The organism is uncultured Odoribacter sp. (genome assembly GCF_937966165.1).
GTDB lineage: Bacteria > Bacteroidota > Bacteroidia > Bacteroidales > Marinifilaceae > Culturomica.
Window position 1 is genome coordinate 26,264 of record NZ_CALCLB010000030.1, and the last position, 24,941, is coordinate 51,204.

Annotated in this window: 15 protein-coding genes, 1 tRNA gene and 2 pseudogenes; 8 read left to right on the plus strand and 10 right to left on the minus strand. The window is 38.7% G+C overall.

The window, feature by feature from the left end:
• Window positions 1–9 precede the first annotated feature (9 nt).
• Window positions 10–348, plus strand: coding sequence for a hypothetical protein (locus Q0465_RS11555; protein WP_298616426.1), 339 nt, complete (start codon window positions 10–12; stop codon window positions 346–348).
• A 226-nt stretch (window positions 349–574) separates the two neighbouring features.
• On the opposite strand, the pseudogene Q0465_RS11560 reads toward Q0465_RS11555, so the two are convergent.
• Window positions 575–717: pseudogene (locus Q0465_RS11560) on the minus strand (restriction endonuclease subunit S); the annotation flags it as partial.
• A gap of 240 nt (window positions 718–957) precedes the next feature.
• Window positions 958–1,245: pseudogene (locus Q0465_RS11565) on the minus strand (metallophosphatase); the annotation flags it as partial.
• A 332-nt stretch (window positions 1,246–1,577) separates the two neighbouring features.
• On the opposite strand from Q0465_RS11565, the gene Q0465_RS11570 reads away from it, so the two are divergent.
• The 3 genes from Q0465_RS11570 to Q0465_RS11580 all read left to right on the plus strand — a co-directional run bounded on the left by Q0465_RS11570 (window position 1,578) and on the right by Q0465_RS11580 (window position 8,510).
• Complete coding sequence (locus Q0465_RS11570; RefSeq protein ID WP_298616428.1) at window positions 1,578–3,542, plus strand: DUF262 domain-containing protein; 1,965 nt, start codon at window positions 1,578–1,580, stop codon at window positions 3,540–3,542.
• Between the two features lie 4 nt (window positions 3,543–3,546).
• On the plus strand, window positions 3,547–5,865 hold the full coding sequence (locus Q0465_RS11575) for a DUF262 domain-containing protein (protein WP_298616431.1): 2,319 nt from the start codon (window positions 3,547–3,549) through the stop codon (window positions 5,863–5,865).
• A gap of 1,697 nt (window positions 5,866–7,562) precedes the next feature.
• Window positions 7,563–8,510, plus strand: a complete 948-nt coding sequence (locus Q0465_RS11580) for an NADP-dependent oxidoreductase (RefSeq protein ID WP_298616433.1) — start codon at window positions 7,563–7,565, stop codon at window positions 8,508–8,510.
• A gap of 301 nt (window positions 8,511–8,811) precedes the next feature.
• Here the strand turns inward: Q0465_RS11580 and Q0465_RS11585 are convergent, their stop codons facing one another.
• From Q0465_RS11585 to Q0465_RS11595, 3 genes are read right to left on the minus strand one after another with little or no spacing between them, the layout of a single operon-like run.
• Window positions 8,812–10,218, minus strand: a complete 1,407-nt coding sequence (locus Q0465_RS11585) for a BACON domain-containing protein (RefSeq protein ID WP_298616436.1) — start codon at window positions 10,216–10,218, stop codon at window positions 8,812–8,814.
• Window positions 10,219–10,248: 30 nt separating this feature from the next.
• Window positions 10,249–12,717 (minus strand): BspA family leucine-rich repeat surface protein, encoded by a 2,469-nt coding sequence (locus Q0465_RS11590; RefSeq protein WP_298616438.1) that lies wholly within the window; start codon window positions 12,715–12,717, stop codon window positions 10,249–10,251.
• 44 nt (window positions 12,718–12,761) lie between these two features.
• Complete coding sequence (locus tag Q0465_RS11595) at window positions 12,762–13,958, minus strand: BACON domain-containing carbohydrate-binding protein (RefSeq protein ID WP_298616441.1); 1,197 nt, start codon at window positions 13,956–13,958, stop codon at window positions 12,762–12,764.
• Window positions 13,959–14,445: 487 nt separating this feature from the next.
• On the opposite strand from Q0465_RS11595, the gene Q0465_RS11600 reads away from it, so the two are divergent.
• A complete protein-coding gene (locus tag Q0465_RS11600; protein ID WP_298616443.1) occupies window positions 14,446–15,045 on the plus strand; it encodes a DUF4251 domain-containing protein in 600 nt (199 codons plus the stop codon).
• Between the two features lie 52 nt (window positions 15,046–15,097).
• Here the strand turns inward: Q0465_RS11600 and Q0465_RS11605 are convergent, their stop codons facing one another.
• The 3 genes from Q0465_RS11605 to Q0465_RS11615 form a co-directional block, all read right to left on the minus strand.
• Complete coding sequence (locus Q0465_RS11605) at window positions 15,098–17,617, minus strand: alpha-N-acetylglucosaminidase (protein WP_298616445.1); 2,520 nt, start codon at window positions 17,615–17,617, stop codon at window positions 15,098–15,100.
• A gap of 121 nt (window positions 17,618–17,738) precedes the next feature.
• The gene (locus Q0465_RS11610; RefSeq protein ID WP_298616448.1) at window positions 17,739–19,118 is read right to left on the minus strand and encodes a tryptophanase; all 1,380 of its coding nucleotides are present in this window, start codon (window positions 19,116–19,118) and stop codon (window positions 17,739–17,741) included.
• Window positions 19,119–19,386: 268 nt separating this feature from the next.
• Complete coding sequence (locus Q0465_RS11615; RefSeq protein ID WP_298616451.1) at window positions 19,387–20,652, minus strand: DEAD/DEAH box helicase; 1,266 nt, start codon at window positions 20,650–20,652, stop codon at window positions 19,387–19,389.
• Between the two features lie 263 nt (window positions 20,653–20,915).
• On the opposite strand from Q0465_RS11615, the gene Q0465_RS11620 reads away from it, so the two are divergent.
• Both Q0465_RS11620 and Q0465_RS11625 read left to right on the plus strand, forming a co-directional pair.
• Window positions 20,916–21,158: a DNA-binding protein gene (locus Q0465_RS11620; protein WP_298616454.1), complete on the plus strand. Its 243-nt coding sequence runs from the start codon at window positions 20,916–20,918 to the stop codon at window positions 21,156–21,158.
• A 195-nt stretch (window positions 21,159–21,353) separates the two neighbouring features.
• Window positions 21,354–22,532: a class I SAM-dependent rRNA methyltransferase gene (locus tag Q0465_RS11625; protein ID WP_298616457.1), complete on the plus strand. Its 1,179-nt coding sequence runs from the start codon at window positions 21,354–21,356 to the stop codon at window positions 22,530–22,532.
• A 50-nt stretch (window positions 22,533–22,582) separates the two neighbouring features.
• Here the strand turns inward: Q0465_RS11625 and glmM are convergent, their stop codons facing one another.
• Together glmM and gcvH are read right to left on the minus strand one after the other, a co-directional pair.
• Complete coding sequence (glmM, locus tag Q0465_RS11630; protein ID WP_298616460.1) at window positions 22,583–23,965, minus strand: phosphoglucosamine mutase; 1,383 nt, start codon at window positions 23,963–23,965, stop codon at window positions 22,583–22,585.
• Between the two features lie 156 nt (window positions 23,966–24,121).
• Window positions 24,122–24,496, minus strand: coding sequence for a glycine cleavage system protein GcvH (gcvH, locus tag Q0465_RS11635; RefSeq protein ID WP_298616463.1), 375 nt, complete (start codon window positions 24,494–24,496; stop codon window positions 24,122–24,124).
• Window positions 24,497–24,782: 286 nt separating this feature from the next.
• On the opposite strand from gcvH, the gene Q0465_RS11640 reads away from it, so the two are divergent.
• Window positions 24,783–24,856 (plus strand) — tRNA-Asp (locus Q0465_RS11640).
• Window positions 24,857–24,941: the final 85 nt, after the last annotated feature.

The window sequence follows — 24,941 nt, forward strand, 5'->3', positions numbered from 1 at the left end:
TACACTGTCATGGACAAAGTTATTAAAATCATATTATCAATCCTAGGTGCGCTTCTGTTATTCCTTGCTGGTTGGTTTGCCAAAGCATGGGGAAATAGAGGTAAAGTAACCAAAGAGGTTAAACAAGCTATGACCGATCTAAATAATGAACATAAAAAAGCATTAAAGGCTTTACTGAATGATCATGAAAAAAAAATGCGTAAGAAGGACGAAATTATCACGAGATTACTTCAGATAATAGAAAGACTTATAAATACTTCATCAGCTTTACCTCACAACAACGTTGTTGATAAGCTATTACGTAATCTTGCGATGAATAAAAATAAGTTGCATAAACTTAAAAATTAGAGTTGTATAAATTTAATAAAATATAAGCTAAGAGACATAGCCGAAATACTAGTTAACAGTATCGATAAGAAATCGAAAGATAATAAACCCCCTCTAAGGCTGTGTAACTTTGTGGATGTTTACCATAATTGGGCAATCACCGCAGACATGATCCCCAATTTTATAGAAGCTACAGCCAATGTTAAGAATAGATTCTCATTGAAATAAGGATATGTAACATTCACAAAGGAATGCTTTTCTTCAACTTCTCATTCCACACCATCTCACCACCACCAGACTTGTATGGTTTTACTTTTTCATTTGGAAAATCAAATTGTACAACCAATAGTCGTACAGCTGTTTTGCCATCGCCTTTAAATTATGATTTATCTCATCCCGTAAAAATACAGCCTATATTTATTATTAAAAGATATAGCATTTTAACCCAGTGGTTAAAATGGTTTAGCTGAAGTACGGAGGCATATCGCCAATTAGAGAGAGATGTAAGTAGGCAAACTATTCGTACAGTTAAACTATCTGAAAAATTGAGATAGTTTAATGAGGAGACTAGACGACACAACTATTCTATCATCTTGATTCTATAAGCGATAAGAAAATTCAGCTATTCGAAAAATCAGTATCCTTAATCCTGACAACTTGATTTTGGTAATATCCAACATTCTTTTTGTGCTACCAATTCCATTGTAGCCCATGTTCCATTCTATCAGAGTAATGCTAGTACTCATGATCACCAAGCACGATAAGCACTTGCTTGTAATTTGACGAAGCCTACTTGCACAATGTTGATTACGGTCCTATAGTATTTTGAAGGTAGCAGATATCGCCAGTCAACACAAGCATTTCTCCTGTTATAGGTCGCTCATTTTACTGAAAACATCTACCTTTTTTGAGAGTTATTTATTTGAAAAACAATTACATACACTTTTGAATCGGCAAATAATAGCTTGGAAACAGCCGTAACCAACCTATTTTGTTGGTAAGGTTCTTATGCAGTTGCAAAATATAGGCAATAAAGTTTTGCTAACTTATTACAAACATCATGCTTAAGCGAATACTATAATTCCCCTTGCCAAAAAACAGTAGTAACCCAGCTACACGCTTTCCGAACTCAGTCACAGCATACACTTCCTGAATAACATAGCAAAGAATTTCCTGATTTAACGATAAATTTCTGAGAAACAACTAAATTTGCATTATGATCTCTTGCAAAATTCTTAAAAATATCCATTATGGAACTGTTTGATTCCTTAGATTTGGTTGCCGTATATAAACTTCTTTCTCCGGAGTTTAAATTCTTTGTTCCTGCATATCAAAGAGGGTATCGGTGGAGCTCAGATCAAGTCGAGCAACTTATCGATGACCTTATGGAGTTTGGAAAATATCATTATCAAAAAGATAAAGACAAATTTTATTGTCTTCAGCCCCTTGTGGTCAAAAAAAGAAATGGTGAAGATAATTCTCTTGAGGTAATAGACGGACAACAACGTCTTACCACGATTCTCCTTGTTCTACAAGCACTCCATTTAGTAGATTTCGAAGAAAGAGGATATGGTGATGGTGCATCGGTAAATGTAGCTCCAAAACTGTTTTCAATCAAATATGAGACGCGTGCTCATAGTAACGAATGGCTCAAAAAGGTTAATTTGGTAGTATGCGACAAGTCCAAATATATAGAATTTGAAAATCACAATTGTGACTACAGTCATTTCGCAGAAGTATTTGTTGCCGCTTACAATCGTTTAAAAGATTTGGATCAGGATGAAAGAAATAATTTTGGCGAAATATTAAGAAAAGGTACCAAGTTTATTTGGTATTATCCAACCTTATCTTCAGGCTCAAATGCTGATATTTTCGACCGTCTTAATGCAGGCAAGATTCATCTAAATAATGCAGAACTTATAAAAGCCCTTTTGCTCCAAAAGAGTAATTGGCAGTCAAATGATATTGCTAAAGCAAGATCTCTTGCACTAGAATGGAATGAGATTGAAAACACTCTTCAAGGTAAGGAGTTTTGGGGATTTATATATAGCTCACAACATCCATTTTCATATGATACCCATATTGAATACATATTTGATTTACTTCAAGGTAAAGTGGAGTCTCTACATGAAAAACATTTCTATACTTTCAACCAATATCTCAATTCATATAGATTAATGATGGGTACTGGAGGAAAAGATATTAACGGAAGAGAGAAATGGGTACTTGAACAATGGCTGAAAGTCAAGAATCTATTTGATACTCTTAAGGAATGGTATCAAGAAAAATCCATATATCATCGTATTGGTTTTATACTTGAATATGTTACTGGTGAAACTGTTCTTACACTTAAGAATAAGTTGGAAGGCAAAAAACATACGGAGAGAATTGCCTTTCTGGACGAAATCATAAAAGGGGAAGTCTCAAAAATACAAAGCAACCGTCTTTTCTATGGCAAAAAAGAACTCTCTGAGATTCTTTTCCTTTATAATATTATGCTTGAAGACAAACGAATTGCTGACAATGCCCGTTTTTCGTTTGCTGATTATAAAGGTGTACGAAAAGATAAAGGCTGGGATCAAGAGCATGTAGCTTCACATATAGATTATTCTCCTGACATTAAAAAGGCTGAAGCACTTTCAAAAGACATACTAGAACTTCTCACGGGTTCAACACCTACGAAAGATGCGGATGAAATATACTTTATTGCTCCAGATATCATCAAAAACATTGAAAAAGAGGAACTATCGATTTGTTATAAAGCAATCGACATATTGAATGCCCAGATAAATCCGACAACAGCTGATAAAAAGAATACAGCTGAACTTTCAGATATTTCTCCTAAAGAAACAAATGATATTGAATCTTTCTACAATCAGGTTACTAATCATTTCAAAAGCGATGACGATGAATTTAAAATTATACAAATGAATAACCGTGACATAGATGAAAAAGATTTTATCTGGAACTTTGTGTTACTCAATGCCGGTACCAACCGAAGCTATGGTAACAATATTTATCCAGTAAAACGTCGCCGCATACTTCAAGATGAATTTCAAGTTTACACTCCCGTGGGAACACGGAATGTTTTTGAAAAGGCATATTCCCGGAAAATCAAACAGATGCTTTTTTGGTCAAAGAGCGATGCCATTGCTTATTGGGAAAATATCTGTTCAACACTCGAGCCATATGTTAATTTAACCTTACCATTCTAATATTATGAATGATAAAATAGACGTCAAAGAGATGTCGTTCCTCGACATCTTTCTAAAAAATAAATATGAGATAGTTATTCCTTCTATCCAAAGAGATTATGTACAAGGTAGAACGACTGATAAAGCTAAGAAAATTCGCAAAGATTTCATCAGTGAACTAAAATCATATATTCTGAATGGAGGGTCACATAGTCTCGACTTCATCTATGGATATATTGATAATACTCGCTTTATACCCCTGGATGGGCAGCAGCGCCTTACCACCCTATGGCTTCTACATATTTATCTTGGAAGCATTAAAGGGGAAAAGTCCACATCTTTTGTACTCTCATACGAAACCCGTGATAGCTCTACACGTTTTTGCAAAGAGTTACTAGTCAACTGCGACAAAGTCTTTTCTGTGGAAAATATAAAAAAAGAAATTAAAGATAAAAACTCGGGAAAGAAAAGAAAAATTAAACCAAGCGAGCTAATAATGAATGAAGCTTGGTGGTTTTATAGTTGGCTTGCAGACCCTACGGTTAAAGGAATGCTTACCATGCTCGATGAAATTGACAGCCAGTTCCATGATGTCGTTCATGAAGCCTATACCAATCTTTTTGACAATAAGATTAGGCCCATAGTGTTTGAATTTCTGCCATTGAAAGAATTTCATGACATTGATGACCTTTACATTAAAATGAATGCACGTGGGCTACCGCTAACGTCTTTTGAAATCTTTAAAAGCAAATTTATAGAAGATGTTGAACAATATCTTCCAGCTATCGAAAAAGAATTTAAAGCAGATATTGATGTGAACTGGTCTGATACTCTTTGGAGCCACAGAGACCGTGGAGATAAGAATATTGATCATTTCCTTGAGCGCGCTTTGAAAGTACTTCTTGCCAATGAGGGGCCGCTTGCAAGGAGAGAGAGTTCATTAAAGCCAGAAGATCTTGATTATCTTTTTGAAGCAAACAATAAAATTATCACATTTGCTCACAATTGGTATGAAAAAAGGGGACTTGTATTTAATTCGTCTCTTTTGAAAAGACTTATTGCAGATCTAAAAATTCTTCTGGACTCAGCACATACAGCACTTGAGCATAGTAATCTTTTTGGCTATCAGACTGACTGGTTTGATGTTGTCAAAGCTATTGAAAGATGGATTTTTCAGGGGAAAAATGTTAGCGATGACGGAAACCTTACCTATAACACACGCTTAAAAATTCATGCATATCTCCATTTCTTGCAGGATTGTGGGGACTTAGGAATGAGCGAACTATCGGAATGGATGCGTCTCATATATAATCTTTCTGAAGCAGCCGGACTTGACAATTCAGAAGATATGGTAAAGGCACTTAAAAGCGTTGAGAAACTTCTTGATAATTTTAATACAAAACGTAAGATATCCAATGGATTGATTATAAACGAATGGATTGCCATATCGAAAGACTTAAAGCCCGATTTCTTCCCGGCTTATCAGTGGGAAGAAGAAGTAATCAAGGCTCAATTACGTCGTCAAAGCAATTGGAAAAATCTTATAGACCATGCCGAACATCATCCATATCTGAATGGACAAATAGGCATTACATTATATCTTTCCGGCGTGTTACCGAATAAGACTCCTTTCCAGCCTTTGGAAAACATACCAAGTGCAGATATTTATAAAAAAAGCCTTGACAAGGTTCTGCCTTTATTCTCACAAATAGGTCAGGCTGACTCCAAGATAACAAAAGAATTCTTGATGGTAAAAGCCATGTTATCCAAAGATGACTATATGCCTTGGCTTTCAAGTTATAGAAAAAACTTTTACAATCGTCCTGGACATCGGGACTATTCATGGAAAAGATTGTTTAGAATTGATGATAATTCTAACATAATCAGCCTCAATTGCCTCAAAGCAATAATAGATGATTCAGATTTCGACGGTAATCAGATTGAGGAATCGCTAAATAAGATAATTTCTAAATGCAATGATAGACCACTATGGGTAAAAATACTAACAGGAAAGTTTGGAACAAATATCATGAGTCATGCCAAACAAGGTTTCATAGCTTTCGACAATAACAACATCCTTATTTATCATCAAAGTCAGAGGAATCATTATCATTCTGAATTGATGACATGTATTCTTTATGAAGAACTTAAGCATATCTATCAGATGAAACCAGAATACATATCGGTTAAATCTCAAGAGGATGATTGCAGGATTAACGTGAACGGATATTCTATATGCCACTGGAATGGAAAGTGGACTGTTTGGGAAGGTTATAATGAAAAGAAATATGACAAAAAAGACGATGTTATCAAATTTTTAACGGACTCTGCAAAAGAAAAATAATTTCGACTTTACTTTATCACCGTATTCTGTATATAAGATTATTAAAGTCAAGCTAAATAGAAGGAAGAAAAGAAATGGCTTCGCCATACTGGGTATCAACTCTAATTTCCCCTTTTCTTTTGATTGCAACCAAAATATAAGCGAATGCATCTATGGTTTTACAGAACCAATCGGAGAAATAACTACCAATATACCTTATATTTGTGAACCGGAAGTTTCGGAGTAAACGAGAGCGATTTTTCTCTCCTTCCTTCCGTTTTCTGGCATAATATGCGGCATCGGAGAATAGGTTGATTAATATAACGGCAATCAACTAGTTGCAAACAAAGTATTAAAAATCAATATAGCAATAAACAACTATTCATCCACCAATTAGCACCAAATAAACTATAATCTCATTTTTGTCGCCATTTGTTGCTCAGAAATATTTGAGCAATAAGAGGAATAAGTTTCATATAAAACTAAAAATATAAATTTTATAAACACGCTATAGGGAAACAAAAAAAGAACGCTGATGGAAATATCCAATAATCCAGAAAGCATGACTGAAAAAGAAAAAGAGGATATGACAAAGTTGTTTGAGTCGTTCAAAGCATTGGTAAAATCATATGAGCCATATAATAATATTGAACCTGTACTTAAAAATATCGCAAGCACATTATCAGAGTGTTTTTATCAAGAATATTTTATTATGTCTGCCATATTGGAGGCTTTCATCAAAAAAATGAGATTTCATTCAAAGAACTTAATGAAACCATTGTCAATGATGTTCCCAAAGAATTCATCTGGGAGATATCCATAGCCCGAATAAATCTTGTTATTTCAAAGATGACCAGGTTAGGATTGGTTGAAGCTATCGAAACGGATAATAAAGATACCCCTGATTTCAAGATTACAGATGATGGCATAAAAGCAGCATACTTTTCAAACATTAGCCACTTCGTCTTTCTTCAATTATCAAACCTATCAACGAAACAAAAAAGCAGATAGAATGTCGAAATTAATGCTGATGACAACAATTATGTCTGTTTTAGTCGCTATTCTGTTTATAATAGTGACAATTTATGCAGCTAGCAAATAAAGTTGTAAAAATTACTCAAAGTAAGCATTTTTGTTGTTGCTGGTTTATTGCTCGGGAGAGTACATTTTACACATCAATAAACTCATTTATATTAACTAATTTTTCGAATTTTACATCGGCGAGAAAACCAAACAATGCACTAAATATCAATAAATTATAAAACATCGATACTATAAAAGTTTGTTCCTTTTGTCTGTCGTCTCTTTGCATTAAAGTTAAGATAAACAATGAATTTTCTTTTATAAAACTTGATGTATCTATATTGATGGGAGTTAACTTATTGTTTGTTTATCTTCCTCATTTCTTCTTTAAACACATTCTCATTAAAATGGATTGGCAATAACAATCCGTTTCCGTTATGGAATATCTTTTTATTATTTACAGAGCAACAAAAGGTAATAATAAACTTAATGCGTATTGATAAAACAGATGTATAAACCTTCCGCCGATAAAATGGCTTGTCTTAGGGAGACTTGCAGTGAAAGATAAAGAGAAGGCAACGAGGAAACAAAAAATCCGTTTAAATAAAAACGGAACAGACGACGGGAAACGATTCTAAAACAGAATCAAAAGGAAAATTTTATCCATATCATTTAAAAAATAAAATTATACATATATGAAAGCAATGATTTTAAAGCAATTCGGGGGAATTGAAAATTTTTCCCTGGAAGAAGTGCCTAAACCGAAAGCAGGCCCTGAAGAGGTACTAATTGAAATCCAGGCAATAGGAATTGACCAGATTGATGTAAAAAGCCGGAAAGGAGAAGGAATGTTAAACGATCTGAAACAGGAACATCCGATGATTTTGGGCTGGGATGTATCCGGAATAGTTTCAAAAGTAGGGGAGCAGGTTAAAACCTTCCGGGCAGGGGATGCTGTGTTCGGTACAATCCATTTCCCGGGGCCCGGCAGTTCTTACGCGGAATTTGCTGCTGCCCCTGCTGACCAACTTGCTCTCAAACCCGAAAACATATCCCATGCGGAAGCGGCAGCCGCCACCCAATCCCCGCTTACGGCCTGGCAAGCCCTGATAGATACGGGCCACCTGAAAAAGGGAGAGCGGGTTTTGATACACGGAGGAGCCGGGGGAGTGGGAAACTACGCCATACAGATTGCCAAACATTTCGGATGCTACGTCATTACAACCGTATCGGATAGGGATAAAGCATTTGTAAAAGCGCTGGGTGCTGATGAAATCATCAGTTATCAAACCCAGAAGTTTGAAGAAGAAATCAGTGAAGTCGATTTTATCCTGGATACCTTAGGAGGAGACAATTTCGTCCGTTCACTGAAAGTATTAAAACCGGAAGGGATGATTGTACTTCTCCCTTCCAACAAAAAAGCAGCAGCCGACAAAGCAGCTGAAACATATCATATCAAAAACTACAAACATATCCTGATGCATTCCAGCGGGAAAGATATGCAGGAAATTGCGGAAATGTTGCGAAAAGGCACCCTAAAAGTATATATAGATAAAACATATCCTTTCAAACAAATCCCTAAAGCCCATGAACAACTGGAAAATGGAAAAGTCAGAGGGAAAATAGTAATTACCCTGAGCTGAATAAAAACAGGGATATATCAAAAAGGAAAACGGTCGGGGAACAGGTTCGGGTTCCGGCATCGGAAAAGCGATAACTTTTCTTTTGGCATAAGGAGGTATACCGACAACTGTCATTTATTATTCAGATGAAGAACAGACCCTAATCATAGCAAACAAGGGAAAACAAAAGGAAGGAAAGCGAAGGTTTATTGCAAAACAGAGCTGACGGGAAGGGAGTTAGTAAACCGGAAAGCCTCCGAAAGTCAAATTCCAGACATTCGGAGGCTTTTATAAAAAGAAGAGGATTCTCTTCTAAATTGAATTACCGTTTCACACAACGAATCAGAAGACCGCTGCCTTTGGCCACATGAGAATAAAAATTTGAATTAATGGCGAGATATAATCGTCCTCCACAATCCAGACTTTCCACTTGCTCTTCACGTGTCCAATATATTCCCAAAGCTCCGCAATAATTCAAAGCTCCTCCCTTAACCTGCAAAAAGCCGGGCAAAGGATAAAAATCATTCGAACCACCCGTCCAATAACGTCCGTTATTGGTAAAAGATCCCCACTCTTCCTTTATTGTCGGGCTGTTCCACCCGCTGGAAGGAGCTACCATATAACCAGCCGGACAAGGATCAAAAATCGTTTTTTCCTGATCATCGGTACCCCACAAACCAGACTCAACTTTAGCAGCTACCAGCCAATCTTCAAAAGAAGAACTGGTTAAAAAATCAGTAGGTCTTTCAACAGCATATTCCATATTTCCAGGAAGTTCTCTAACATTCCGCATAGGATGGTTGTAATTCCATTGGGCAGATCCATCCCCTACTTCATTATTATAACGATTAGCTTCAGGAATATTACTAAAATCAGTTACCATATAGGAAGCCCTGGATGGCAAAAAAGGATCTTTCCGTCCCCACTGATAAAGCAATCCCCGATTACTTGTATTTCCAGGTGTATTATTTAAAGCTCCCAAATTACGATCCATCCAAACCAATCCCTTTCCTTCTGTAGTAGTTATCTCTTCATCTACCACCCAGATATGCCAACTCCACAATATCGTTCCATAGGCATCTTTTACGGCAATCAATGCGTTTCCCTGAACCGAACCTGTAGAAAAGTGAATTTCTCCATCCCGATAAACAGGCTGCCCCATGATGATGTCCCGACTTTTATTTTTATCCGCATCAAAAGTAGCCTCCCATAGCAAATCAGCATAAGCTACATGCTGAATCTCTACTCCATAACGATTAATATAACCGCTCTTGCCATCTGTCGTGCCGTTTCCTTTCACATCTGCCCGAAAACTGTAATTTCCACCGGTTTTAGCAATATAACAATTCGCCGTTTCTCCTTCTGACAAATTAATTATTTCTGTAGCATACTGCACCACCGAAATCGAATCTTTTACCATATTTTTCCCATCACTGATGGAAAGCACAATTTGCGAAATCCTTTGCTGAGCGTCCGGATTGGCACTTGCTACAATCGTCAGTTGATTTTCTTCTTCGGTTACAGTTAACCATTCTTCATTTTCAATCTTCATATCTCCCCGATTAGCTACAACAGCTACAACAGCTGTCCCTCCTTCTCCCGGAAATGCCACATTCCAGGAAGAAAGCGTAATTCTGGGTGCATTTAAAATGCCTGTATTATCTTCCTCATCGGAACAACTACCGACAAATAAGGGAAGAAAGGCTAACATATATAATAATTTTTTCATCTCTTCTTATTATTTCAAATTAGTAAAAAATTATTTCCATTCGGCTGGAATAGAATCATAATCACTCAAACCCGTACAATTGAAAAAGCATTTAGTCTTAGTTGCCGGCGTTTTAAATCCATTATCAGTGCTCCGTTCATATAAATGAACTTTTATTCCATTCACCAGTGTATAAGGAGACTCTCCCGTTAAAGCCGTACATCCGTTAAAAGCATTAGCAAAACTACTTACTTTTTTACACTGATCAAAAAGACTTACCGGCACACTCTTTAAATTCGTACATCCGCTAAACAATGTAGCAAAACCGGTAACTTCAGTAAACGAATCAAACAAGCCTTTGGGTATAGAAGTCAAATTGGAACAATCTTCAAATAAGCTAGCTGAATTTTTAGTTTTAGAGAGCTCCGGACAATTAAATATATCTGCCGGCACCGTTTCAAGTGCAGCACAACCTTTAAATACCCGGGCAAGACTATTCACTAACGGACTATTTTTAAATAAACCGGCAGGAACAGTCTTTAAAGATGTACAATTCTGAAAAGCCCCAGAGTAAACAGTACACTTCGTAAACGAATCAAACAAGCCAGCCGGTAGGGTCATAAGAGAGGAACAACCGTTAAATATCATATTAGCATTTACTACTTCCGTCATAGAAGCGAAAAGATCAGCAGGAACAGTCTGTATGGACGTACAATAGGAGAACATGTAACTACAACTCGTTACTTTTGTCAATCCAGCAAACAATCCCTGCGGAATGCTATTCAACTGCGTGCAATTGGAAAACAAACTAGCCAGATCCTGCGCGTTTTCACATCCTTGAAATAAGGTTACAGGCACTTGCACCAAAGAAGAGTATGCAAAAGCACTATTAAAATTTTCAGCCAGTTTACAATTAGAAAATAACTTGGCCGGTACAGTGGTAATACCCGTTTTATAGAAAGTATAACTCAGGTCTTTCGCTTTCTTTATATTATCAAACAACCCTTCCGGAACACTGGAAAGAATTGTATTTCCCCAGAACAATCCGCCAAAATTCTCTCCATTCACACAATTATCAAACAGACCAGCCGGTATTTCTTTCAACATAGTACCTGTCCCACTGCTAGCAGCAAAGATATATCTGAAAGAGGTAGCTTTAGAAGCATACTGCAACAAATTAGCCGGTATTTCCTGTAAAGAAGTACATTCACTAAAAGCCGATTCAAAAGAAATTACTTCAGCAAAAGACTGAAAATCATCTCCGGCAATAGCAACAAGATTAGTACATTTTTCCATTGCACTCTCCATATTGGTCAAACCTGTACGTCCCCAGTTAATTACCCGTGTCAATAATTTAGCACTTGCATTCAAATTTGAATTGCTAAGAGCTGTCACTGTACCAGAAATTTTTACCTGATAAACACCGGCTGCAGCATAACGATGAGTCGGCTTAACAGTATTCACATCTTCTGCTGACCCATCACCCCAGTTGACTGTACAATTGACAGTTCCCAGAAGCGGTAAGGTAATATAAGTATTGGGGGAAGTTATCGTATATTCCAGAATCAATAAATCGTCTTCTTTACTCCACTGTGATATATCTATATTTCCTATCGTCACATTTTCCCCTGTCCCACAAATAACCGGAATCCGATAATTCCGCTGATCTTCACCCGTATTTTCTTCCACAGTTACTTCAATGTGGTTTTTTCCAGCAACGGCTTTTATCCAGCTCTCTGTAATTTCTCCCAACTGCCAGGGCTGATTCGCTGCCACCAATACGGTATCTTTACCTCCTGACTTCAAAAATACAAGCTGATCCGGCTGGAATAAAATTACAGGAACCGCTTCATTGATTACTACTAATTCTTCTGTAGCAGCTAATTTTCCATATCCGGCTGTCACTTTTACAACAAGGGTATCATTTGCCACCGTAGCGTTCGGATCAGGCGTTAATACCAACGTATTATCTGCCTCTTTTTCAATCAACAACCAAAAACTAGGTGACTTTGTTTCGAAAAACCATTCTTCTTTTGTGTTTACCTTTATTCTACAAGGTTCCAGATTCTGAGGAGTAAAAACAACTTTATTTTCCTCCAATGTAAGTTCAGGATCTCCGGAAGCTCTTTGATTTACGTCTAACACTGCTTTTACTGCTTTTTCACCACTTCCAGCTATAACAGTAACCGTTGTATTCAATGTTTCCTCCCCACTATTTACCTCTACCGAAAAAGTAAGACCTGTGGCATCTTGCTCTATTTTTAACCAGGGACTGTCTCCCTTTTCAACGGTCCACGTTCGTTGATTGGTTTCTACTGTGATACGGGACTTTCCCCCTACCGTTTTGAAAACCACAGTTCCTTCCAACCCACCTTCCTCAATTTGTACATTCGCATCTGTCGAGGAAACAGAAAGAGAAACGTCCTGCCCTGTAATGTCGACCAGCTTATCTCCTTCGTTGTTACATCCTGCAAACAGCAAAACGAATACCGATATGATAATGTATGTTAATTTATTCATAACCTAATAATTGATTAAATTCATATAACTTCCTTTTATAAAGGTTACCGTATAGAAAAAGTTGAAGTCATTTTTCCGTTCAAAGCAGCAGACCGATCGTTGCCAGGAATCTCTTTTTTTCCCGGAATGACAAAATAATGATCTGCCATTTTCGCTCCAGCTCCCCGCTTCTTAAAAGAAATCTCCGTACCCGTAGCGTAATAAAGATCATTGAATTTGGCCAAATTATATCCGTCATTTCCAATAATACCTAAACCGTAACCGTTTTCAAAACCACTCAAAGTAATCGTATTATGATCGGCCGAAAGAGTTCCGGTAATCATAGTTGACTTAGCATTTCCTGTTATCATATTTGTCGCACAAAGATAACAGGCATACAAACCGTTCGTACTCATCCCAACATAACCTCCCAACGGAATACTCATACTACCGTCTTCCGGATTATAATAAACTTCCAGTTGCATACCCTCCAGAATCAGATCCTGGATAAAATACTTATCCTTTGCCACTTCTTCTTGAATCGTAAAGTTTGCATGGCTTCCAGCTCCCAGCGTCTGATCCCCGAATACCCATTGATTGGAATACAGCTCCCATTCTCCTACCATAGCCAGATAAGGATTTTCAGCAACTGTATATTGGGTAATTGTCAATTCAACTGTTTGTAAATTATCTGAAGGCCCTGCCGTTACAGAAATCCGGGCAGTCCGTTTTTCACCGTTATTTTCACCTGCACTCAATGTCAAAGTATTTGTTTCCTTGCCGGAAGTTACCTCACACCAGTCAGCATCTGAATTTACCGACCAAGGATAATTCGAAGAAACTGTCAAGGTAAGAGTTCCTCCGTAAGAATCAAACCCAAATGCTTTGTCTGAAGGAACCAGCGTTAAAACAGGCTCCGAAGCACCTGCACCTAACTGAACGACTTCAATAGCCGCGCTTATGCTACCCGTAATCAACACAGAAGTCTTTTTAACCGATAGACCCGCGTTCTGAGGAGCATGAATTAAAATACCATCAGCATTCTTCGTTACAGTAAACCAGTCCGTATCCCCGCCCGAAACGAGAATATCCCAATCGAAACCGCTCGTCGCAACCGAAATAGTTTGGTCACCACCCGAAGCACCAAAGGCACAACTTGTTGTGGATAACTGAAGACGTATATCGTCATCATCAGAACAAGCTGAAAACAAGACAAATGCGACAACAAATAAACCCGTTGCCAACTGTTTAAGTGCTTTCATAAAAAAGATTTTAATTATATTTATAAATATTAGTTGAAGTTTCAAAATTAATGAAATTAAATCAATACCAGTCCGTTTTTTAAGATATTTTTGAGCATTTTTAGACAATATTTAACACTTGTATCAACCCAGTTTATTTCCATTTACATAAGAATAGGAATATAAAAATCAAAATATTCACTGTTTATTGATACACAATTTTTTATTTCCAGCCGGGCTCAATACCAAGTAAAAGTTTATATTCTATCAATTCGTCAAAAAAATTTCTGTCCCTTGTCTGCCGTTTAGGCTAAATGAATAAGGAAGAACGGTAACTCTCTTTTTTAGTCAGTCAAAGTCTCCTTTTTTAATTTTAGTCTTTTTTAATTAATCCTTATAAACTCATGGCTTATTTTTTGCGTATATGAGCATAAATTAATAATCGGATGAGTGTCCAGCCCTACAGGCCCCGGATATAAAAATTTAATAACTAATTAAATTACCTACCATGAAAAAACTATTTTTACTTTTACTTATGGGTATGTTTATGATGCCAGCTACAGAAATTTTAGCACAAACGCAAATCCAGACTCACACCCAGGAACTGACTAAAAAACAAATACGTCAGGCCAAAAGAGATCAGAGACGGCATGCCAGACAAGTTGCCAATCAACAAGCTTTCAATGCTGCTGTTCAGGCTCTGAAAGACAATAATTGGGTATTAATGGCTAATACGTTATACGGACCAAGAGGAAACTCCATTCCTGTATCCGACAATACGAACTTTATACAGTTCAAAGGGAACACAGTATATTTACAATTGGCATTTACGGGTATCGCAGGACCAAACGGATTAGGAGGGATTACCGTACAAGGTACCCCTTCGAACATCAGTTCGCAAACAGATAAGCACGGGAATATTACGTATTCTTTCAATGTTATGGGAACAGCAATTACGGCACAGGTGATCATCAATTTATCTTATGGCGACAACTATGCACAAGCCACGGTATATCCGATGATGAATAATAATAACCTGACGTTCTCCGGGATCTTAGTGCCAACCGACCAATCCAGTATTTTTAAAAGCGGATTTATCAGTTATTGATACTGCATCCGAAACTGCTAATAAAAAATGGGGTTGTTACCAACCCCATTTTTTATCGCCCTTCTTCTTTCGCTAAAATCATACGTATTTCGCCGTAAGAATCAGCATTCCGGTCACTTTGTATCTTCGCCCGGATATAACATTCGTTATTTCCGGTTGCACCTTCCGGAATTTTAAAATAGAAGAAATTATCCCGGTTTATATCTCCGGTTGTACCGTTTTGCACCACTTTACACACTTCTTTGCCGTCAGCAACCAAGGTCACTTCACTTATATCCAACTTACAAGCCCCTCTCACATATTCAAACAATATTCCTCTTAAAACAGGCAATTTCTCTGCCGGAATATTGTAAATCACTTCTTTCCACTCTGTGGAAACATCGGAAGGAGTCCAATAGCCGATTACAGTTTCTTCTTCTTTAAATGTTTCCACTTCTTTTGCTTTTTTCATCCAACGGATAGCTGCCTTTACCGGATCAGCATAAGGAGTAAGAGGCGTAACTCCTTTTTTCCGGGTCACCCATTCACTTTCCCAAGGAGCCAAATCGTATTTACTGCCTGTTGCCTTACAACGGAAGTACTCCTGCCAACGGGGCATATAATAATCCCGGATTAAGCCGGACCAAAGTTTACAGGCATAATCGCTTACAGGAGGTCCCCAGATGGTGACAATCCTCCGGGCATTCATTTCGTAGTAATCCTTCAGTTTTTCCGTATCTCCGTGCTTCCGGGCAAAATCAATCCATCTTTGCAAACGGTATACCGGATGAGACTCCAGCAATGAGTCCAATCCAAATCCCAGTTCTTCAAACTGCTTTTGCATTTTTAAAGCATCTGCCGTATTCCCATAGAGATATGATTTTCCGATAGCACCGGCTAATGCCTCCATTTTCCCTCCCAAATAAAAAGCGGTCATTTCCAAAAAGTCTGCCTCAAACAACAGGCTCCCCGCCATTTTAGAAGCACAATCTGCCATTTTTTCCACTGCCCGGTAAAAAGTAGAATCCGTATTGACAGTCCCTTTTCCGGAACGCCCCGGCCGCAATTGCCAAAGAAAACGGGGATGATCGGTGAAGGTACCGTAAACGGATTTACAAAGCCCGTCCCAGACTTCGTCCATTTCCGGATAACTTTTTCCATAACGACACAAAGAATAGTCTTTCAGCCACTGTTTTACATCAATTTCCGAAGAACTCCAGCCAGCATCACAAATCATTTCATACACAACTTCATTGTTTTCCGTTCCTTCCGGTGCCATACCGAAACCGAACAAATGACCCCGGTTCGGAGAATTCAATGCTTCCAGATGTCCGTTCGCATAAAATGAAAGAATGCCGGTAGCTCCCGTCTTACCACCCATATTCGGGATAACACTGTAAACCCAAAGTTTATCGAAAAAACCTTTGTAAAAATCCCAATTCATCCCATTCCCCCATACATTTTTATTGTAATCGGCAGCTAAATCCAACAGCATCATTTTATCATCCGGGACCCGGCTGACCAAAGCCTGTAAGGTTTCGTAATCCCAGATATCCCGCTGATAACCGAACATCCAGCCTTGCATAACCCAAACAGCATCCGAATTTCCCCCTTTAATGCCTTTATACACCTGCTCCCCGTAAAAAGCCAGCATGTCATATCTTTCCTTGGTACCGATAGGAGGAAAAGGTACATCCATCTCATTAAAACTGTCCGCCAGATAAAAATCATTTTTCCCGAATTCTTTTTCCCACTCCTCAATAAATAACTGTCCGATTTGGGTAAACAATTCCTCTTCCGGGGAAAGCATCCAATTGTGGAAACCCGCCCAGGTAGTCTCTATAATTTTTACATCCGGATACAGCCTTTTTAAAGCTAAAGGTACAAATCCTGCAAAAGCCGGACAAATAGGTTTCATTCCCAACAATTTCATCCGTTTTAATATTTTATGCTGTAACCCGATTTGATCCTGATGCCACTCTACAGGCATAGGACCGTCAATCTGGGAAATATTTCCCATCCGCATCCAAGGCAGATGAGCCGGTCCTACAAAATAAGACTGGATTTCCTCCTCTGTTAATCCCAGTCTTTTCCATACCCTGGCCGTTATCGCTTCATTTGCAACCAACGCCAAAGGCATATCGACCCCGTGCAGAGACATCCAGTCGATCTCTTTTTCCCAACGCTCCCAATCCCAATAAGGAAGAGTATAACCATAAGTCACTACATTGTAATAATAATGACGCGGAAAAGGAGAAACAACCCGTTTCTCAAAATTTTCCGGTAACTGAGCCGGAAATACACAGCGATTTCCCGACCAGGCCGAAATACCGGCATGATTGGACTTTATAAAATCGTAAAACCCCCGGCAAAGTGCGACTCCACTGCTCCCCCGGATTTCCAGTTCTCCCTTTCGGACTTTGGTCTCAAAAACATCACAATTGTTTTCTTTCTCAATTAAGGAAAGCTTTAACTTCACCGGCAATTCCCCAGAAAAACGGTGAATAACCTCCCGTGCTTCCCGTACAGTCTGCTGACCATAAAGACAGGAAAAAGAAGCTAAAACGAAGGATAACAGAATAATACGCAACATATTGAAAAAATATTTAAATTTTTCAAAGTTACTAAAAAAAGACAAAAATGTTCTTCTTCCCCTTATTTTTAAAGGGAAGAAGAACGTTAAAAACAAATTGTTTGGTAAAAAACGGAAAATCTTATTTGGCTGGCTCCAATTCTACAGTAAAATGGCGCATGATCGGGAATTCTTTTGTAATTACATATCCCCTGGTAATTTGTTCTCTCCTGTCGAATACGTTTTTCAAAGCAGCGGCAATAACATCCATGTGATTATTGGTATAAGTACGTCTGGGAATAGCCAAACGTAATAATTCCAATTTCGGATAACGGTTTTCACGGGTCACCGGATCCCGGTCAGCCAGAATAGATCCGATTTCTACTCCCCTTATCCCGGCTTCCAAATAGAGCTCTATGCCTAAGGTTTGGGCAATGAATTCCTCTTTGGGAACATGGGTCAGCACCTTCTTTGCATCTACAAAAATAGCATGTCCTCCGGCTGGCCGCTGGTAAGGGATACCGTACTCATCCAGTTTTGCCCCTAAATATTCTACCTGACGAATACGGGTTTCCAGATATTCAAACTCTGTTCCCTCATCCAACCCTTGCGCTAAAGCGTTCATATCCCGGCCAGACATCCCTCCGTACGTAATAAATCCCTCATTCATGATACAGAACATCTGGCATTTTTTCCACAGTTCTTCGCTTTTAAAAGCCACAAAGCCACCCATATTGACAATGGCATCTTTTTTAGAAGACATCGTCATAATATCGGCATAAGAGAACATCTCCTTTACAATTTCCTTGATTGTCTTATTCTCATATCCTTTTTCACGTGTTTTGATAAAATAAGCATTCTCGGCAAAACGGGCAGAATCAATCTGCAAATTCACCCCGTATTTTTTGCAAAGCGCTGACACTTCCCGGATATTCTGCATAGAAACCGGTTGCCCACCGGCCGTATTATTGGTAATAGTCAGTACTACCGCCGGTATTTTTTCTTTGGGATATTTTTTCAAAACAGCTTCGAGCTTAGCCGGGTCCATATTCCCTTTAAAGGGAATTTCCAACTGCGTATCGGCAGCTTCATCTATAGTACAATCCAGGGCAATGGCTTTCCGGAATTCGATATGTCCTTTGGTCGTATCAAAATGAGAATTACCGGGTAAAATATCCCCTTCTTTAATAATGGTAGAATACAATACATTTTCGGCAGCCCGCCCTTGATGAGTCGGCAAAAAATATTCGAAGCCCAATATTTCCCGGATAGCATTTTTCATCTTGTAATACGAACGTGCTCCGGCATAACTTTCATCCCCGAGCATCAGCTCAGCCCATTGCTTATCGCTCATAGCCCCGGTCCCCGAGTCTGTCAGTAAATCGATAAACACCTGGTCACTTTTCAGGTTAAAGAGATTGTATCTGGCCTCTTTTATCCATTGTTCCCGTTCTTCACGGGTACTTTTCCGGATGGTTTCCACCATCTTGATCCGAAATGACTCTGCAAATGGTAATTCCATAATAATATTATTTTAGGTTATAAATATCAGTCGATAAAATCGATGAATAAATCATACAAAAGATCCTTAAAATACGCCTTCTGTATAAATTAAGAAAAAATGAGTGATTAATGAGTTTCAGAAGACAAACTCATCCCGCTTTTTAATGTTTAAAAAAAGCCGGTTTGAAAATATAATACTTACCTGATGCATACGATTGCAAATATATAAAAAGGAAAAGGAAATCGGAATCCGATTTCCCTTTTAATTTTGAAAATTAAAATTTCTTTTATTTTCTTTTTTTACCTGGGGTCTTACTGTTTTTAGCAGAACGGGCATGAAAAGCGCCTCCGCCTTTGGGTCTTCCCTTCTGATAGACAATATTAGCAGTCTGTATTTTCTCTTCGTCCAGCAAAATATCGGATATTTCCAGTTTTTCCGGTAAAGCTTGTAATACGATCTTCTGACCGATCAATTGTTCTATATTTTCGATCCGTTCTTCTTCTTTAGGTGAAACCAAACTGACCGCTACCCCTTGTTTGCCGGCCCGGGCCGTACGTCCGATCCGGTGTACATATTCTTCAGGTAAAGCCGGAATATCGAAATTGATGACATGCGATACATCCTGAATATCAATCCCCCGGGCAGCAACATCCGAAGCGATCATAATCCGGGCTCTTCCTTCCCGGAAAGCCCGCAAGGCATTTAAACGGGTATTCTGTGCCTTATTGGAATGGATAACACTCAATTCGTCTTTCCAGAAATCAGCCAATTTATCTGTGATACGATCGGCATTTTTCTTACTTTCCGTAAATATCATAACACGCGTATATTCCGCTTTATCAGCCAAAATTAATTTTAAAAGATTGATTTTCGTCATAATATTGGGAATATCATAGCGCAATTGCAATACGGTATCTACTGGAGTCGCCTGAGGAGCGACTTCTACTTTCACCGGAGCTATCATAAATTCAGAAGACAAGGCCGTTACCGTAGCCGAAAAAGTAGCCGAAAACAGTAAAGTCTGGTGTTTTTCCGGAATAACTTCCAAAATGCTCCGCAATTGCGGCATAAATCCCAAATCCATCAAGCGGTCAGCCTCGTCTACCACTACCGTCTTCACCAAAGGTGTGCGAATTATGCCATTCATATAAATATCCATAAACCGCCCCGGAGTTGCCACTAATAAATCCACTCCTTCATATACGGCATTTTGCTGGGTACGTATATTCGTTCCCCCGTATATACCCACACAGCGGATATCCATATATTCAGTCAGCAATTCCACACTTTCACACACCTGAACGACCAGTTCCCGTGTCGGTACAATTACAATAGCCCTGGGATACTTTCCCTGTGCATATTGCAGCTTCATCAATATCGGTATCAGATAAGCCAATGTCTTACCTGTACCTGTACGGGCAATCCCAATCATATCCTTTCCAGACCGAATCACCGGAAACGCTTCCTTCTGTATGGGGGTAGGCTCTTCAAATCCCGCCTCCGCCAAAGCATTCAATATTTGCTTACTGATATTCAAATCTGTAAAAGCCATAAAACAAACGATTTTAAATTAAATAATAAAACGAACCGCATTCCCGGTATTCCAAAGGCAAAGATAGCAAAAAAAGCGCCTCACAAAAATTCAATTCTCTTAACAAAGAAAAACACAAAATTAAACGTTTATAAATCAAAACCTTATTTGGTATTTCATTTATACCTCCCCTTTTTTAAACTATAGTGCAAACGTTTTATTTGGTTTTCTCAAAATTAAGTTATACATTTATTCCACTGAATAACCATTAAACTATTAAGAATATGACAACAATGACATTCAATGAATTGAGGAGAATCAAGGATCAATTACCCTCAGGTAGCATGCAACGGATTGCAGATGAATTAGGCATTGATGTTGAAACGGTTCGTAACTATTTCGGAGGAGATAATTACGACGACGGAAGAGCAGTCGGACTGCATTTCGAAAAAGGCCCGGAAGGGGGAATTGTCCAAATCGATGATACAACCATTCTAGAAAAAGCAAAAGAAATGCTTGCAAATTAATTTAATCCGGGAGCTGCACCTAAAAAAAGCTCCCGGATTTTTTTGTGACAAGGGGACGGTTCTTTTGTCACCAAATAATCCTCTTTCCTCCTTCCTTTCTTTCCTTTTTACGGCTATCCATTTCTGGTTTTATTTTTCTTCTATCCGGGTATCGATTTTTTTACCTATTTTTGCCGCCAATAAATTATACACCGGATGAACAGTATCATATTAAAAAACGGAAAAGACAAATCCGTCTACAGGTATCATCCCTGGATTTTCTCCGGGGCTATTGATAAAATAGAAGGAACGGTTCAGGAAGGAGACCTCGTAAAAGTATATAATGCAGAAAAAAAATTTCTAGCCATCGGTCATTATCAGATCGGCTCTATTGCCATTCGCATTCTCAGTTTTAAAGAGGAAGAGATAAATTATACTTTCTGGACCAGGCGTCTTCAAAAAGCCTATCGGATGCGGTATGCCCTGGGACTTTGCAATGCGGTGAACAATAATGTATACCGTCTGGTACACGGCGAAGGAGATGACCTTCCAGGATTAATAATCGATATGTATGCCGGAGTAGCCGTCGTTCAGTTCCACTCTGTCGGGATGTATCTGCAAAGGGAAATCATTGCCCGGGCTTTAACCGAAGTAATGGGCGAAAAAGTCACTGCTATTTATGATAAATCGGAAACCACACTTCCTTTTAAAGCAGCCCTTGAGCCCCGCAATGGTTATTTATATGGGAAAGCCGAAAACTTCATCGCATTGGAAAACGGGCTGAAATTTCATGTAGACTGGCTGGAAGGGCAAAAAACCGGATTCTTTATTGATCAGAGGGAAAACCGGAGCTTACTGGAAAAATATGCACGAGAGAAATCGGTATTGAACATGTTTTGCTATACTGGTGGTTTTTCTTTTTATGCTATGCGTGGCGGAGCCAAACTGGTACATTCGGTAGACGTTTCAGCCCGGGCCATTGAACTAGCCAACCGGAATGTTGAACTGAATTTCCCTCACGACTCCAGGCACGAAGCCTTTGCAGAAGAAGCATTCAAATTTCTGGAACATTCCCATAATAAATATGATTTGATCGTTTTGGATCCTCCCGCTTTCGCCAAACACCAGAATGTGCTGAACAACGCTATCCAAGGTTATAAAAAATTAAACCGGAAAGGAATTGAAGTAATCAAACCCGGAGGTATTCTTTTCACTTTCTCCTGTTCCCAGGTCATGACCAAAGATCTTTTCCGGCAGACCGTATTTACGGCAGCTGCTAATACCGGAAGGAAAGTTAAAATCCTGCATCAGCTAACCCAACCCTCTGACCATCCGATCAGTATTTATCATCCGGAAGGAGAATATTTAAAAGGACTCGTATTGTACGTAGAATAAAAAGGTCCGGAATCCACAGGACACCGGACCTTTTCTAAATCGTCAGGAAATCAGCAAAGTTGTTTAGCAGCCTCCATAACTTCCTCTGCCAAAGCATTCGCAGCAGCTTCATCTCTTGCTTCTGAATAAATACGGATAATCGGCTCTGTATTCGATTTACGAAGATGCACCCATCCCCTTTCAAAATCGATCTTCACTCCATCGATGTCCGTCACTTTCTCGTTAGCATATTTAATTTTCAAACCCTCCAGAATTTTATCCACATTTATTTCCGGAGAAAGGGTAATCTTATTTTTCGAAATAAAATATTGAGGATAATCTTTTTTCAATTCTGTCATTTTCTTGCCTTCAGCTACATAATGAGACAAAAACAATCCCACTCCGACCAAAGCATCCCGGCCATAATGACTTTCCGGATAAATCACGCCTCCATTTCCTTCTCCACCGATTACTGTATGGGTTTCTTTCATTTTAGCCACTACATTCACTTCCCCGACAGCAGCTGCATTGTATTGTTGTCCATAAGCCTCCGTTACGTCTTTCAATGCCCGGGAAGAAGACAGATTAGAAACAGTATTCCCGGGTGTATGTTTTAACACATAATCCGCTACTGCCACTAATGTATATTCCTCTCCAAACATTTCTCCGTTTTCACATATCAAAGCCAGTCGGTCGACATCCGGGTCCACAACTATACCCAAATCAGCCTTGCATTCTTTCATTTTAGCCGAAATTTCCGTCAGGTTTTCGGGAATCGGTTCCGGATTATGATGAAATTTACCTGTAGGCTCACAATTTAATTCGACAATGTCTTTTACCCCCAACGCCTTCAGCAAACGCGGGATCACTATCCCGCCAACAGAATTGACAGCGTCCACAACAATCTTTAGGTTGGCCCGGGCTATTGCTTCCCGGTCTACCAATTTCAAATCCAATACATGCTGAATATGATAATCTGTATAATCTTTTTCCGTTATGGTACCTAATTCATCCACTTCCGCGTATTTAAAATTTTCTTTTTCCGCCAGCTCCAAAACCTGAGCCCCATCAGCTGCCGTCAGGAATTCGCCCTTATTGTTCAACAACTTTAAAGCATTCCATTGTTTCGGATTGTGACTGGCTGTCAAGATGATACCACCATCTGCATGTTCTGCTGTAACAGCGATTTCAGTAGTAGGAGTAGTTGCCAAACCGATATTTATCACATCGTGCCCTAATCCATTCAAAGTAGCCGATACCAACTTAGCATACATATCTCCCGAAATACGGGCATCCCGCCCCATCACGATTTTAGCTTTTTTCTTCCCCGTCCCTTCTTTTAACCAGCTCGCATAAGCAGAAACAAACTTAACAATATCCAGCGGAGTCAGGTTATCTCCGGGATAGCCTCCAACTGTCCCGCGAATACCTGAAATTGATTTAATAAGAGTCATTGGATTTCAGATTTTAAATTTAAGATAGGGTAATCCCCCGATGTATAAACCTCATTTCCCGGACAACAATAACACACTTTATCCTTTTTGTATCCGGTCTAGCTATAAAAACAAAAAAGCTGTGCTTTCAACGGAGAGCACAGCTTTGTATTTTAATTAAATAAGGGCTTTATAGCCTTCAGCATCCAGCAAATTATCCAATTCTGAAGGATCGCTTACTTTAATGCGGATAATCCAACCTTTTCCGTAAGGATCTTTATTTACCAATTCCGGTTCCCCTTCCAGTTCCGGATTAAATTCCAAAACTTCACCGCCTACCGGTAAATACAAATCAGAAACAGTTTTTACAGCTTCAACGGTACCAAAAGTATCCCCTTCTGAAAGAGTTTCACCTTCCGTATCGCATTCCACAAAAACGATGTCGCCCAATTGACTTTGAGCATAGTCTGTGATACCAATCACTGCTTCCTCACCTTCAACACGAATCCATTCATGTTCTTTAGTGTACTTTAATTCTGCGGGTACATTCATTATCTTAAAATTTTTTTTAATTTAGTAATAATTGTGACCTCAAAGTTAAATAAAAAATCTAATAAGCAATTTAACATACAGGATATTTTTTATTGCTTCCTCATGAAATTATTTACAGCCTTGCAATCAAAAGATTAAGTATATTAAAAAGAAATAAAATTTTTAAATACTTTCCGGTATTCCGTTTTAAATCCCAAAATTTCACATTTTTCCCTTTAATTTATTTGCTATTTCAAAAAATCGTCCTACATTTGCACCGCTGTAAGAGATACAGTCTTAACAAACTGGTGCGGTAGTTCAGCTGGTTAGAATACAGGCCTGTCACGCCTGGGGTCGCGGGTTCGAGTCCCGTCCGCACCGCTGAAAAGTTCTTCAATTTTTATAGTTATTCTGGTGCGGTAGTTCAGCTGGTTAGAATACAGGCCTGTCACGCCTGGGGTCGCGG